Annotated in this window: 13 protein-coding genes; 7 read left to right on the top strand and 6 right to left on the bottom strand. The window is 64.1% G+C overall.

Annotated features, from left to right (window positions below; translation table 11 throughout):
- Positions 1–5 precede the first annotated feature (5 nt).
- From IVB26_RS19960 to parE, 4 genes are all read right to left on the bottom strand, one after another.
- Complete coding sequence (locus tag IVB26_RS19960; protein ID WP_247967059.1) at positions 6–776, bottom strand: SDR family NAD(P)-dependent oxidoreductase; 771 nt, start codon at positions 774–776, stop codon at positions 6–8.
- A gap of 21 nt (positions 777–797) precedes the next feature.
- Positions 798–983, bottom strand: coding sequence for a hypothetical protein (locus IVB26_RS19965; RefSeq protein ID WP_027557870.1), 186 nt, complete (start codon positions 981–983; stop codon positions 798–800).
- A gap of 299 nt (positions 984–1,282) precedes the next feature.
- Positions 1,283–2,065, bottom strand: a complete 783-nt coding sequence (locus tag IVB26_RS19970; RefSeq protein WP_247967060.1) for an outer membrane protein — start codon at positions 2,063–2,065, stop codon at positions 1,283–1,285.
- A gap of 442 nt (positions 2,066–2,507) precedes the next feature.
- Positions 2,508–4,550: a DNA topoisomerase IV subunit B gene (parE, locus tag IVB26_RS19975; RefSeq protein WP_247967061.1), complete on the bottom strand. Its 2,043-nt coding sequence runs from the start codon at positions 4,548–4,550 to the stop codon at positions 2,508–2,510.
- 273 nt (positions 4,551–4,823) lie between these two features.
- On the opposite strand from parE, the gene IVB26_RS19980 reads away from it, so the two are divergent.
- The 3 genes from IVB26_RS19980 to argC all read left to right on the top strand — a co-directional run bounded on the left by IVB26_RS19980 (position 4,824) and on the right by argC (position 7,223).
- Entirely contained in the window at positions 4,824–5,354 is a 531-nt protein-coding gene (locus tag IVB26_RS19980) for a DedA family protein (RefSeq protein WP_247967062.1), read from the top strand.
- A 223-nt stretch (positions 5,355–5,577) separates the two neighbouring features.
- A complete protein-coding gene (locus tag IVB26_RS19985; RefSeq protein WP_247967063.1) occupies positions 5,578–6,243 on the top strand; it encodes an FMN-binding negative transcriptional regulator in 666 nt (221 codons plus the stop codon).
- Positions 6,240–7,223, top strand: coding sequence for an N-acetyl-gamma-glutamyl-phosphate reductase (gene argC / locus IVB26_RS19990; RefSeq protein ID WP_247967064.1), 984 nt, complete (start codon positions 6,240–6,242; stop codon positions 7,221–7,223). Before IVB26_RS19985 ends, argC begins: the two co-directional genes overlap by 4 nt.
- A 131-nt stretch (positions 7,224–7,354) precedes the next feature.
- Here the strand turns inward: argC and IVB26_RS19995 are convergent, their stop codons facing one another.
- Together IVB26_RS19995 and IVB26_RS20000 are read right to left on the bottom strand one after the other, a co-directional pair.
- Positions 7,355–7,753, bottom strand: coding sequence for an MAPEG family protein (locus tag IVB26_RS19995; protein WP_247967065.1), 399 nt, complete (start codon positions 7,751–7,753; stop codon positions 7,355–7,357).
- Positions 7,754–7,817: 64 nt separating this feature from the next.
- Positions 7,818–9,626 (bottom strand): PHA/PHB synthase family protein, encoded by a 1,809-nt coding sequence (locus IVB26_RS20000; RefSeq protein ID WP_247967066.1) that lies wholly within the window; start codon positions 9,624–9,626, stop codon positions 7,818–7,820.
- Between the two features lie 253 nt (positions 9,627–9,879).
- Here IVB26_RS20000 and IVB26_RS20005 point away from each other — a divergent pair, with 253 nt between their 5' ends.
- The 4 genes from IVB26_RS20005 (at position 9,880) to glpX (ending at position 14,022) form a co-directional block, all read left to right on the top strand.
- Positions 9,880–10,155, top strand: coding sequence for a hypothetical protein (locus IVB26_RS20005; RefSeq protein WP_247967067.1), 276 nt, complete (start codon positions 9,880–9,882; stop codon positions 10,153–10,155).
- A gap of 214 nt (positions 10,156–10,369) precedes the next feature.
- Positions 10,370–11,590: an LL-diaminopimelate aminotransferase gene (locus tag IVB26_RS20010; RefSeq protein ID WP_247967068.1), complete on the top strand. Its 1,221-nt coding sequence runs from the start codon at positions 10,370–10,372 to the stop codon at positions 11,588–11,590.
- Positions 11,591–11,619: 29 nt separating this feature from the next.
- Positions 11,620–12,936 carry a homoserine dehydrogenase gene (locus IVB26_RS20015; RefSeq protein ID WP_247967069.1) on the top strand — a complete coding sequence of 439 codons (1,317 nt, stop codon included), beginning with the start codon at positions 11,620–11,622 and terminating at the stop codon, positions 12,934–12,936.
- 84 nt (positions 12,937–13,020) lie between these two features.
- Positions 13,021–14,022 carry a class II fructose-bisphosphatase gene (gene glpX, locus IVB26_RS20020; protein WP_247967070.1) on the top strand — a complete coding sequence of 334 codons (1,002 nt, stop codon included), beginning with the start codon at positions 13,021–13,023 and terminating at the stop codon, positions 14,020–14,022.
- The last annotated feature ends 48 nt before the right edge of the window (positions 14,023–14,070 follow it).

The raw sequence follows: 14,070 nt of genomic DNA on the forward strand, positions 1-14,070 counted from the left end.
CGGCCTCAGGCCATCACCGAGAAGCCGCCATCGATGGGGATTGCGGTGCCCGTGACGAAGTTCGACGCGGACGATGCGAGGAACACCGCGATGCCGGCGAAGTCATCGACGTCGCCCCAGCGCCCCGCAGGCGTGCGCGCCAGCACCCGCTCGTGCAATCCCGAGACCTGCTGCCGCGCGCCCCGGGTGAGGTCGGTATCGATCCAGCCCGGCAGGATCGCGTTGACCTGGATGTTGTCAGGCGCCCAGGCGTTGGCGCAGGCACGCGTGTACTGCACGATTCCGCCCTTGCTCGCCGCATAGGCGGTGGCGAAGCTCGCACCGAAGATCGACATCATCGAGCCGATGTTGATCACCTTGCCGTTGCCTGACGCCTTCAAGGCAGGATAGGCGAGCTTCGAGCACAGGAAGGCGCTGGTGAGGTTGGTGTCGATCACCTTGTTCCACTCGTCGAGCTCGAGCTCGTGCGGCGGCTTGCGGATGCTCATGCCGGCATTGTTGACGAGGATGTCGATGCGGCCGAGATCCTTGACCACGCGCGCGATCATGGCTTCGATTGCGGCCTTGTCGGTGACGTCGGTCGCAACCGCGATCGCCTTGATGCCGCGCTGCCTGAGATCTTCGGTGGCTGCGTTGGACTTCGCCTCGTTGCGTCCGACCACGGCGATGTCGGCGCCGGCGTCGGCAAGGCCGCGCGCCATGCCGAGCCCGATGCCGCCATTGCCTCCTGTTACGACCGCGACCTTGCCGCGGAGATCGAACCGGCTGGATGTCATGCTTGTATTCCCTGGTTTCTTTTATTGGTTGCTCTGCCAGATCAGCACCAGCCCGAAGCCGGCCATGGCGGCGCCATAGCCGGCCCATTGCAGCTGGTTGACCATGAAGCTCGATCGCGGCCAGGGGACGGTGCCCGTGCCCTGTCCGATCCAGAGCAGCCCGACGGCGAGGGCGAACAGGCCTGCCACAAGCAGAAATCTGCGCATGCATTCCCCTATCGGTCCGCTTCCGTCGCGACTCGCGGCATCAACGATGCTGCGGTCTCGAAAGCTTGGGGCGCACAGTAACCGCAGCTTTGCTTCGGTTACAATGGCGGCGCCGGCAGCGGCGACGCCCGGCACACGTCGCGATGCGCAGGGCAGGGCTATCACCGATGCGGTGGGGTGATCGAAGCTCAGCTCACCGCAGCGTGCCGTCGTTGGAGGCGAGCACTGGCTGCCGGCGCGCTCACAACGAAAAAGCCCCGGACGATGCCGGGGCTTTGACGTTTGATCGTGAGATCAGATCAGTACTTCGCGACGACCGGACCGGTCCAGTTGAAGCGGTAGACCAGCGAGGTCGAGATCGTCTGGTTCCAGCTGTTGGCGCGGATGCTGTTGCCAACCGCAACGTTACCGACGTCGAACAGTTCGTCCTGAGTCTTGGCGTTGTAGAAGGCCGAACGATACTCGGTCTTCATGAACCAGCCGGGCGAAGAGATGCCGAAGATGTTCAGGCTGTTCTCGACACCGCCACCGACGAACCAGCCGTTGCGGTTGTAGCTGTTGAGATGGATGCCAGCGGGAGTGCCGCCCAGCGTCGTGAAGTTGGTCTGGCCGAAGTGGGCGCCCGAGTAACCGCCGTTGACGTAGGAGAGAACGTTCGGGGCGACCAGCCAGCCGAGGCGCACGCCCGCGGCCCAGGAGGTTTCCAGCTTCTGGTTGCCGGTGATGCCGATGGTCGGATCCTGGATGGTGGCGCGGATGCTGCCGAACTGGCCGTCAGCGAACACGCCGGCGACCCAGGTGCCGCTGAACTGCCAGTCGTAACCGGCGCCGACGGTGCCGAACCAACCGGAGCCGCCCTGACGCTGGTCGATGGTCAGCGGAACCGCGCCGACAGTGGTCTGGACATGCTGGTCGGCATTGGAGAGGCCGCCGCCGCCACCGCCGAAGACATAGAAGCCCGTCCAGTTGGCGACGGGCGCCGGCATCGGAGCCTTCACGTAGGGACGGGCACCAAGGTCAGCGGCCGAGGCCGAACCGGTCATCGCCGCAACAGCGGTCAGAGCGAGCAAAGTCTTTTTCATGTCAAAATCCCCAACCTTGGTCTGTCGTAGTAGGCGCGAGCGCGCTGAAGTTCGTTTCATCTGATGACCCGGACTATAGACGTTTCCCGCCGAAATGCTGTTGCCGGCTAGGCACAGTCGCCGGAAAACGCCGCTGAGCGGGCATTTGGGCCGCAGTCCCCGAAATTGGAAATAACTACGTAAAATCAGTGGCTTGTTCAGATTTTGAAATTTCGAATTCGAGTAAGATTTCGTTAGGAAATTCGGCTTTGTCCGAAATGGATGCAATCCCGCCTCAGCCTCGGCGCCGTGAGTCGCTGGCCGAGTCGCGGTGACGGCGCCGGGAATCGCTCAAAGCCGTGCGGACCGCGGGTGCAGACGTCATCGACAAGGGACCCCCACAAAACAAAAGAGCCCCGGCTTCTCGCCGAGGCTCTTGAGCGCAGTGGACGGCCCGGAAGGCTCAGACGTCCAGCAACTCTTCGCTGGCAAACTCGGCCTTGTCCGAGATGAAGGCGAAGCGCGCCTCGGCCTTGGTTCCCATCAGGCGCTCCACCGAATCGGCGGTGGTGTCGCGATCGTCGGCGAGCAGCACCACCTTGAGCAGCGTGCGCTTGCTCGGATCCATGGTGGTCTCCTTGAGCTGCGCCGGCATCATCTCGCCGAGGCCTTTGAAGCGGTTCACCTCGACCTTGGCATTGGCGTTGAACTCGCTCTTGAGCAGCGCCTCCTTGTGCTTGTCGTCGCGCGCGTAGACCGACTTCGAGCCGTGGGTCAGCTTGTAGAGCGGCGGCACCGCGAGGAAGAGGTGGCCCTCGTCGATCAGCCGCGGCATCTGCCGGTAGAAGAAGGTGATCAGGAGCGAAGCGATGTGGGCGCCGTCGACGTCGGCGTCGGTCATGATGATGATGCGCTGATAGCGCAGATCCTCTTCGCGGTAGTGCAAGAGCTGGCCGCAGCCGATCGCCTGCACGAGGTCGGAGAGTTGGGCGTTGGCCGTCAGCTTGTCCTTGCCGGCGGAAGCGACGTTGAGGATTTTTCCGCGCAGCGGCAGCACCGCTTGCGTCTTGCGGTCGCGCGCCTGCTTGGCGCTGCCGCCGGCCGAGTCGCCCTCGACGATGAACAGCTCTGAGCCTTCGGTGCCCGCGTCGGTGCAGTCGGCGAGCTTGCCGGGCAGGCGCAGCTTCTTGCCCGCGGTCTTGCGCGCGGTTTCCTTTTCCTGGCGGCGGCGCAGCCGCTCCTCGGCACGGTCGATCACGAAGTCGAGCAGCCTGTTGGCCATGTTCGGATTGCCCGACAGCCAATGGTCGAACGGGTCTTTCATCGCCTGCTCGACGATGCGCTGCGCTTCGGCGGTGGCGAGACGATCCTTGGTCTGGCCCTGGAATTCGGGCTCGCGCACGAACACCGAGAGCATCACGGCTGCGCCCACCATCACATCTTCGGAGGTGATGGAGGCTGCGCGCTTGCCCTGGCCGACGCGCTCGGCGTGATCCTTCAACCCGCGCAGCAGCGCGCTGCGCAAGCCGGATTCGTGCGTGCCGCCATCCGGCGTCGGCACGGTGTTGGTATAGGAGGAGAGGAAGCCGTCCGCATCCGCGGTCCAGGCCACCGCCCATTCGCAGGCGCCATGCGCGCCGTTGCGACCCGACTTGCCGGAGAAGATGTCGGGATGCACCAGCGTGTCGGCGTGGATCGCAGCCGCCAGATAGTCCTTGAGGCCGCCGGGGAAGTGGAACGTCGCTTCGGCCGGTACATCCTCGATGCCCTTGAGCAGGTCGGGCGCGCAGTTCCAGCGGATCTCGACGCCGCCGAACAGATACGCCTTCGAGCGCGTCATCTTGAACAGGCGCTGCGGCTTGAACGCAGCCTTGGCGCCGAAGATGTCGGTGTCGGGCTTGAAGCGCACGCGCGTGCCGCGGCGGTTGTTGACCTTGCCGAGGTCCTCGAGCTTCCCCTTGGGATGGCCGCGCTCGAAAATCATGCGGTGCAGCTTCTGGCCGCGCGCGACCTCGACCTCGAGACGCGAGGACAGCGCGTTCACCACGGAGATGCCGACGCCATGCAGACCGCCTGACGTCTCGTAAACCTTGGAGTCGAACTTGCCGCCCGAATGCAGCGTGCACATGATGACTTCGAGCGCCGACTTCTTCGGGAACTTCGGATGCGGATCGATCGGGATGCCGCGGCCGTTGTCGGTGACGGTGAGGAACCCGTCTGCGCTGAGCTCGACTCCGATGAAAGTCGCGTGTCCGGCCAGCGCCTCGTCCATCGAGTTGTCGATGACTTCGGCGAACAGATGATGCAACGCCTTCTCATCGGTGCCGCCGATATACATGCCGGGCCGGCGTCGCACCGGTTCCAGGCCTTCGAGCACCTCGATGTCGGCCGCGGTGTAGTCGGCTTCTCCGCCGGTCGCGCGCGGGGCCGCCTTGGCGGCGCGGGGTTTCGGCTCGTCACCGCCGAAAAAGTCGTCTTTTGCTTTGGGTTTCAACTGCTTGGACATATATCTTGATGCGTTTTGAGGGCCGCATAAGCGGCGAATCGATTGGGCCGACTATGCCACTTCTGACTTGGAAAGGTTATCGCAGGGCGGGCCGGGCGGTGTGATTGAGGGCCAATCCCGGCGATTTTACGCCGCAGCCCCTCCAATTCCCGGCAATTTGACCTGCCGGTCTGCGCGGAGCCGGGTTTTGTGACTTGATGTCACACAAGTCCTTGGCTTACCAGTCTTTTTCATCCAGCAGCACCTTGAGACGGGGCGGGAAGGCTATTTTTGATGGAGCAGTATGCGCACGCCCTGGCCGACTTTGTGCGCGTTCACCAGGCCTGGGCGGCTCCGATCGTGTTCCTGCTCGCCTTCGGAGAATCGCTCGCCTTCATCTCGCTGCTGATCCCGGCCTGGGGCGCGCTGGTGGGAATCGGTGCGCTGATCGGAGCGAGTGGCATCAGCTTCTTTCCGGTCTGGATCGCCGGCGGCCTCGGTGCGGCGCTGGGCGATTGGGTCTCTTACTGGTTCGGCTTCCGCTACAAGGAGAAAGTCGCCCAGATGTGGCCGCTCTCGCGCTATCCGGAGCTCCTGCCCAGAGGCGAGGCCTTTGTGCGGAGCTGGGGCGTGCCCAGCATCTTCATCGGCCGGTTCTTCGGTCCCCTGCGCGCCTCGGTGCCGCTCGCGGCCGGCATCTTCGAGATGCCTTATTGGAGTTTCCAGGCCGCCAATTTCATCTCGGCCCTGGTCTGGTCGGCCGTGCTGCTGCTGTTCGGCGATGTGCTCGCCAAGATCATGGAATGGATCTGGCGGGTGATCTGACTCCAAACCTTGACGGGAACCGCATCTGGCCCTATAGCCGCGCACCATGATCAACGCCGCGACCATCCTGTTCGCCCGTCGCCGCCGCCGCAGTCTTGCGGTTTGGGCGGTCGATCGCGTTTGAGATCATCGTCTTTGCCGCTGGATCCGATCCGCGGCATTCTCTCTCCTGTCAGCGCGATCTGATCCGGCGGCCCCCAAGGAGGCCCAGCAGGAGACCACGATGTACACGCCACCCTTTTTCAAGCAGGACCGCGCCGCAAGCCTGAAGTTCGCCGAAGAACGCGGCTTCGGCACCATGTGCGCTTTCGACGGAAAGAAGCCGGTCGCTTCCCCGCTGCCGTTCTATCTGACCTACGCCGCCGATGGGACGCCGCAGGCCGCGTTTCATGTCGCCCGTCACAATCCGCTGCTAAAGCTTGCGGGCGGCGATGCGTCTTGGCTGCTCGCGGTCAACGGCCCCGATGCCTATGTATCGCCGGACTGGTACGTCTCGCCGGACCAGGTGCCGACTTGGCTCTACCAGTCGGTGCATCTGAGCGGGCCGGTGCGGCTGTTGTCGGATGACGAGCTGTCGGTGCAGATCGACACGCTCAGCGACAAGTTCGAGCACTGGCTGCTGCCGAAGAAGCCGTGGACGTCGGGCAAGATGACAGCGGGCCGGCTCGAAGCGATGAAGAAGGCGATCGTGGGTCTGGTGATGAATGTTGAAGAGGTCGAAGGCAGCTTCAAGCTCAACCAGCACAAGTCCGACGCCGACTATGCGGCGATCTCGAACGCGCTCAGCGGCGGCGATGCCGACGCCAGGCAGATCTCACAATTGATGCGGCAGGCAAGGCCGCAAGTTTTTGAACACGACACGAACAAGCTCGAAAGGAGCGCGTCATGAGCCTCGCTGAGACCACGAAAGCCCCGATCACCGGCGCGGCGAAAAAACCGGCAACCGTCTTTGTCGATGGCGGCTCCGGCACCACCGGGCTCGGCATCAACGAGCGGCTGAAGCTCCAGAACGACGTCGTTGTGAAGACGATCGCCGATGACAAACGCAAGGATCCCGCCGCCAAGAAGGCGCTGATGGAGGAGGTGGATCTCGTGATCCTCTGCCTGCCGGACGATGCCGCCAAGGAGACGGTCGCGCTCGTCGACAGCATGGGCGCCTCAGGCCCGAAAGTGCTGGATGCCTCCACCGCCTATCGGGTCGCGCCCGATTGGGCCTATGGCTTTCCCGAACTGACGCCGGACCAGGCCAGCAAGATCAAGGCCGCCAGCAAGGTCTCCAATCCCGGCTGCTATCCGACCGGCGCGATCGCGCTGCTCCGGCCGATCGTCGATGCCGGCCTGTTGCCGCCCGATTATCCCGTCACCGTCAACGCGGTGAGCGGCTATTCAGGCGGCGGCAAGTCGATGATCGCGAGCTTCGAGGACGGCAGCGCGCCGTCCTTCGAGCTCTACGGCCTCGGCTTCGAGCACAAGCATCTGCCGGAGATGCAGCTCTATTCGAACCTGACGCGGCGGCCGATCTTCATTCCCTCGGTCGGCAACTATCGGCAGGGCATGCTGGTCTCGGTGCCGCTCCAGCTCGACACGCTGCCGGGCAAGCCGAGCGGAGCGGACCTTCAGGCCGCGCTCGCCAAGCGCTACGCCGGCTCAAAGTACGTCTCGGTGTTGCCGCTCCAGAACGAGGCGTCAAAGGGCGGCCGGATCGAGCCGGAGGCCCTCAACGAGACCAACATGCTCGAGCTCTACGTCTTCGCCAGCGACAAATATCAGCAGGCCGTGCTGGTCGCGCGGCTCGACAATCTCGGCAAGGGCGCCTCGGGCGCAGCCGTGCAGAACATGCGGCTGATGCTTGGATTGCCGGAGGAGTAAGGCAGCCTCGTGCCCCGGACGCAGCGCGGCACTTCTTCAGTGATGCGCTGCAGAGCCGGGGCCCGTTCTTGCTTGTTTTAATTGCAGCCTTCTGGGTCCCGGCTCGCGCTTCGCGCGTCCGGGACACGAAATCAAAGCACCTTGAAGATCGCCAGTGCCAGCACGGCCTGGGCGAGGAAGCCGGCGGTGAAGGCGAGGGTGCGGAACACCGGGATTCCCAGCGCGTAGACGATCAGATGCGCGACGCGCGACCAGAAATAGACGGCGCAGGCGAGCACGGTCCATTTGGTGGAATAATCGATCGCGTTGAGGATCAACACCAGCGGCGCGAAGATCACGAGGTTCTCGACCGCGTTGTCGTGCGCGAACATCAGCCGCGTCGCCCACTCAGCCTGTGCCTTGTCGTTTCGAGTGGGGTTGGCCATTACGCTGCCGAGGCCGCGAACCTGACAGCGGTTGACCATATAGGGAATCCAGAGGATCCCGGTCAGGATCACCGTCAGTGTCAGCCAGAACAATTCGCGCGTCATGGTTCGATCCCCTCTGTCGTCGCTGCGTTGAGCGCGAGTCTATACAAAAGCGCGGAAGATTCCGCTATGCGCGGACCCTGACATAGCTGCCGGGCGCGTCCTCGATCGGGGGCAGGGCGTCGCTGCCGACGCTGCGCGCCGGGACTTCCTCCGGATCGATCCCGCGCAACCATTCGCGCCAGTCCGGCCACCACGAGCCCTTGTGCTCCACGGCGCCCTTCATCCACTGTGCGACGTTGACGTCCTTGATGTTGTCGTTGGTCCAGTACTGATACTTGTTCGAGGCCGGCGGATTGACCACGCCGGCGATGTGGCCCGAGCCCGACAGCACATATTTCACCGGGCCGCCGAAGAACTGCGAGCCGTACAGCACTGATTCCGCCGGCGCGATGTGGTCCTCGCGGGTGGCGAGGTTGTAGACCGGCACCTTGACCTTGGAGAGATCGAGCAGCGTGTTGTCGAGCACCATCGTGCCGGTGGAGAGCCGGTTCTCCAGATAGCAGTTGCGCAAATAATAGGAATGGTTCGACGCGGTCATGCGCGTTGCATCGGAATTCCAGTGCAACAAGTCGAACGCGCTCGGCTGCTGGCCCTTCAGATAGTTGCTGACGACGTAGGACCAGATCAGATCGTTTGAGCGCAACATGTTGAAGGCCATCGCCATCTTCGAGCCTTCAAGAACGCCGGCCGTCTTCATGTCCTGTTCGAGGGCTGCGATCTGCTCCTCGTCGACGAACACGAGGAGATCGCCGGCATGGGTGAAGTCGACCTGGGCGGCAAAGAACGTCGCGGACGCCACGCGCTGGCGGCGCTTCTCGGCGAGCCAGGCCAGCGTGGTCGCCAGCATCGTGCCGCCGACGCAATAGCCGGCGGCGTGCACCTTCATCTCGCCGGTGACCTTCTCGATCACGTCCATCGCCGCGAGCAGGCCTTCCTTCATGTAGTCTTCCCAGCTCTTGTTGCCGAGCCGCTTATCGGGATTGACCCATGAGATCACGAACACGGTGATGCCCTGGTCGACGCACCACTTGATGTAGGACTTCTCCGGCTTAAGATCGAGGATGTAGAACTTGTTGATCCAGGGTGGCACGATCAGGAGCGGGGTGCGCAGCACCGTCTCCGTGGTCGGCGAATACTGGATCAGCTGCATCGTCTCGTTCTGGTAGATCACCTTGCCCGGCGTCGTCGCCATGTTGACGCCGACGACGAGGTTGTCCGGATTGGACTGGCGGATCTTCAGCATGCCCTTGCCGGCCGCAATGTCCTCGGCAAGCATCGTCAGGCCGCGCGCGAGGTTTTCGCCGCTGCTCGCCACCGTCTCGCGCAGCACCTCCGGATTCGTCAGCACGAAGTTCGACGGCGACAGCGCATTGGTGACCTGCTGGACGTAGAACTCGGCCTTGCGGCGCGTCTGCGGATCGAGCCCTTCGGCATCGCGCACCAGCTCCTGCGCCCATTTGGTCGTGAGCAGATAGAGCTGCATGACGAAATCGAAGAACTGATTCGATTTCCATTCCGGGTCGGCAAAGCGCTTGTCGCGCGGGTGGGGCGCGATCGCGGGCGGGGCGTCCTGGCCGGCCATACGGCGCACCGCCGAACCCCAGAGGTCGAGATAATCCTTGGCGAGCTTGGTCTGCAGATCGGACGAGCGGGACGTATCCGACAGCCAGTATTCGGCGACCGACGTGAAGGTCTTGACGACCTCCGCAAGCTCGGCTGGCGGGCGATCCTGCACCTCGCCGCTCTCGCGCGGCTTGAGGTAAGCGGCCAGCGCCTTGCCGCCGCTCTCCATCGCCCGCGCGACATTCATCGCGAAGGCTTCCGCATCGAACTTCGTCTCGGGTTTGGGCGTATCGGTCGTGGCCATGCTCATGAGCAGAACAGTAACGACTCATTCCGTATTCGTCACCGCGAAGCTCGCATGTTTGGCGTTAAACACTCTCGAAGATGTGTTGCACTGCGACAAATCTTCTTGGTTCTGTCACATTCGGGCCGCACCGCTCGGCTTGGTGGGCAACGGCTGTTTTCTCGCTCTCGCCATTCGGGCAGCAATGGTTTGAGCTTGGGCGCGGTCTTGGGTAAGGTTGCCCGGGGCCGTGCTTTGGGACGAGTAGGGGATTTCCCAAGTGTTGGCGTTATGGGACCTGCAAAAGACGCTGCCGATCCGCAGCGCGCTGCTGATTGCGGCGCTCGCCATGGGCGGCTGCTCGAGCCAGCTCGCGGACATGACGCCTGCGGACGCGCAGGCTCATCCCAGGGAGCCCGGCACCTACCTGCCGGTGCACGACCTGCCGCCGGATCGCGATCAGGCGACCATCCCGCTGGAGCAGCGCGCCAAGATCGAGGCCGAGCTCGCCGCCGCGCGCGATCGCCAGGCCGCTGCCGGCAAGGACGCGAAATGAGGCGCAGCAAGGTAATCGCTGGCGCCCCCGCCTTGCCGTGCTAAAAGATCCCGGTTCAGCCGAGAGTCAGGGCGAACGACTTCAGTCTTCGTTGTCGATGGTTGCTCTAAGCATTTGATTTTGAGCAGTTTTCACGACGATCCTGAGCGCCTTTCCGAATCGTCGTCCGTCCTGCCGATTCTGTCCTGACCGGTTGCCCGGAGCCCAGAGAGCCATGGAAGAATTTTACCGCATCCGCCGCCTTCCGCCTTACGTGTTCGAGCAGGTCAACCGGGCTAAGGCGGCCGCGCGGAATGCTGGCGCCGACATCATCGACCTCGGCATGGGCAATCCGGACCTGCCGGCCCCGGCGCATGTGCTGGAGAAGCTGAAGGAGACGCTGGGCAAGCCGCGCACCGACCGCTACTCGGCGTCCCGCGGGATCAACGGCCTGCGCAAGGCTCAAGCCGGCTACTACGCCCGCCGCTTCGGCGTGAAGCTCAACCCCGACACCCAGATCGTGGCGACGCTCGGCTCGAAAGAGGGCTTTGCCAATGTGGCGCAGGCGATCACGGCTCCCGGCGACGTCATCCTCTGTCCGAACCCGAGCTACCCGATTCACGCCTTCGGCTTTTTGATGGCGGGCGGCGTCATCCGCTCGGTGCCCTCCGAGCCGACGCCGCAGTTCTTCGAGGCGGTGGAGCGGGCGATCGTGCATTCGATCCCGAAGCCGCTCGCGCTCGTGGTCTGCTATCCGTCGAACCCCACCGCCTATGTCGCGAGCCTCGATTTCTACAAGGACCTCGTCGCGTTCGCGAAGAAGCACGAGATCCTGATCCTGTCCGATCTCGCTTATGCCGAGGTCTATTTCGACGAGAACAACCCGCCGCCCTCGGTACTTCAGGTGCCCGGTGCGATCGATGTCACCGTCGAGTTCACCTCGATGTCGAAGACCTATTCGATGGCCGGCTGGCGCATGGGCTTCGCGGTCGGCAACGAGCGGGTGATCGCGGCGCTCGCCCGCGTCAAATCCTACCTCGATTACGGCGCCTTCACGCCGGTTCAGGTCGCGGCGACCGCAGCGCTGAACGGCCCCGATGATTGCGTCAAGGAGATGCGCGACACCTACCGCAAGCGCCGCGATGCGCTGGTTGAATCGTTCGGCCGCGCCGGCTGGGAGATTCCGCCGCCGGAGGCCTCGATGTTCGCCTGGGTGCCGCTGCCGGAAGCCTTCCGCAGCGTCGGCAGCATGCAGTTCGCGACCCTGATGGTCGAGAAATCCGGCGTCGCGGTGTCGCCCGGCGTCGGCTTCGGCGAGCATGGTGAAGGATATGTCCGCATCGCCATGGTGGAAAACGAGCAACGGATCAGGCAGGCCGCGCGCGGCGTGCGACGCTTCCTTGAAAGCGGCATCGAAACGTTGCACAACGTCGTTCCGCTCGCCAATCGGCGTTAAGTTCTCTTCGGCAGGTTTTCTAAGACATCATGGTTGCACCCCTGAAAGTGGGCATAGCGGGGCTCGGCACCGTGGGCGCCGAAGTGGTCCGTTTGATTGAAACGCAGGCCCGCGTGCTCGCGGGCCGCAGCGGCCGCGGCATCCGTGTCGTTGCCGTCACCGCGCGCTCGAAGGCCAAGAAGCGTGGCGTCGATCTGCGCGGCGTCGAATGGGTGAAGGATCCGCTTGCCCTCGCCACCCATCCCGAAGTCGACTGCTTCGTCGAGCTGATGGGCGGCTCAGGCGATCCCGCGCTGTCGGCGGTCGATGCCGCGCTTAGCGCCGGCAAGTCCGTCGTCACCGCCAACAAGGCTTTGCTCGCTAAGCACGGTCTCAAGCTGGCAAAAGCCGCTGAAAAGCACGGCAGCGCGCTGAATTTCGAGGCAGCGGTCGGTGCCGCCATCCCTGTCATCAAAACGTTACGCGAGGGTCTTGCCGGAACTGGCATCAACCGGGTCTACGGCATCCTCAATGGCACCTGCAATTACATCCTGACCCGGATGGAGCAGGAGGGCCTGTCCTTCGCCGAATGCCTGAAGGATGCGCAGCGCCTTGGCTACGCCGAGGCCGATCCATCCTTCGACGTCGACGGCCACGATACCGCGCAAAAACTCGCCATTCTCGCCAGCCTCGCTTTCGGCACGAAAGTTGCCCAAAGCGCGGTGTATGTCGAAGGTATCTCGTCCATCGCGCCGGAAGATCTGCGCGCGGCCGCCGATCTCGGTTACCGCGTCAAGCTGCTCGGCGTTGCGGTGCGCACCGCCAAGGGTATCGAGCAGCGCGTGCATCCGACCATGGTTCCAAAATCCTCCTCGATCGCGCAGGTGATGGGTGTCACCAATGCAGTCACGATCGACGGAGAGGGCATCCCCCCGATCACGCTGGTCGGCCCCGGTGCCGGCGGCGCTGCGACCGCATCTGCCGTCGTCGCCGATATCGCCGATGTCGCGCGCGGTATCCGCGCCAATCCGTTCGGCCGGCCCATTTCGCAACTGCGCGACACCAAGAAGGCGCCGATGGAGCGGCACGAGGGCGGCTATTACATCCGCCTTCTGGCGCGTGATTTCCCCGGCACCGCGGCTGCGATCGCGACGCGGCTTGCAGAGCAGAAGATTTCGATCGAGTCGATCGTGCAGCGTCATCCCAATGGCGGCGCCGCGCCTGACAACGGAAAGGCGGTCCCCGTGCCCGTCATCCTGATCACCTACGCGACGCATGAGGATGCGGTGCGCCGCGCGCTCGCTGCCGTGCAGAAGGACAAGGTGATCAGCGGACGGCCGCAGGTGATCCGGATCGAGAAGAACTGAGGCGGCTCGTCGAACGAACCGTGGGCGTTACGAGTTAATGCGGGCAAGGAATCCTGTCCAAAACTGTTTCGAAGGAGTTAGCCGATGTCGACCCATATTGAAGTCCCCCCGCACGCCTTGCTCGAGCGCATTCTCACGCTGGAGATCGTGCGCGTGACGGAGCGGGCGGCGGTGTCGTCGGCGCGGCTGCGCGGGCACGGCAACGAGAAGGCGGCCGACCAGGCTGCGGTGGATGCGATGCGCCGCGAGCTCAACAAGCTCCCGATCGAGGGCACCATCGTGATCGGCGAGGGCGAGCGCGACGAGGCGCCGATGCTCTTCATCGGCGAGAAGGTTGGCCTGAATGCCGGCCCGCAGGTCGACATTGCGGTCGATCCGCTCGAAGGCACCACGCTGTGCGCCAAGAACATGCCGGGCTCGATTGCCACGATGGCGATGGCCGACGGCGGCACGCTGCTGCACGCGCCCGACGTCTACATGCAGAAGCTCGCGATCGGCCCGGGTTACGACAAGGGCGTCGTCGATCTCGATGCGACGCCGGCCGACAACGTCCGCCGCCTCGCCAAGGCCAAGGGCGTCCAGCCCGACGGCATCACGGTTCTCGTGCTCGATCGTCCGCGCCATGCCAGCATCATCGAGAGCGTGCGCTCGACCGGCGCCGCCGTGCGCCTGATCACCGACGGCGACGTTGCCGGCGTGATCCATTGCGCCGACCCTGATAATACCGGCGTCGACATGTATCTCGGCACCGGCGGCGCGCCGGAGGGCGTGCTCGCGGCTGTGGCGCTGCGCTGCATCGGCGGCCAGATGCAGTGCCGCCTCATCCTCGATTCCGACGAGAAGCGCGAGCGCGCCGCCAAGATGGGCGTCAACGATCCCAAGATGATCTACGGCATCGAGGACATGGCGCGCGGCGACTGCCTGTTCGCCGCCACCGGCGTCACCACAGGCTCGCTGCTCTCGGGCGTCAAATTCCGCAAGGACGGCGTGATCGAGACCGAGACGGTGGTGATGCGCTCCGTCACCGGCACCGTGCGCTACATCAAGGCCGAGCACCGCGAGCTGGCCAAGTTCCATTTGGACTGACGCTCGCCGTCATTCCGGGGCGACGGGACCGCGCAAGGCGCGGCCCGG

Source organism: Bradyrhizobium sp. 195, assembly GCF_023101665.1.
GTDB lineage: Bacteria > Pseudomonadota > Alphaproteobacteria > Rhizobiales > Xanthobacteraceae > Bradyrhizobium.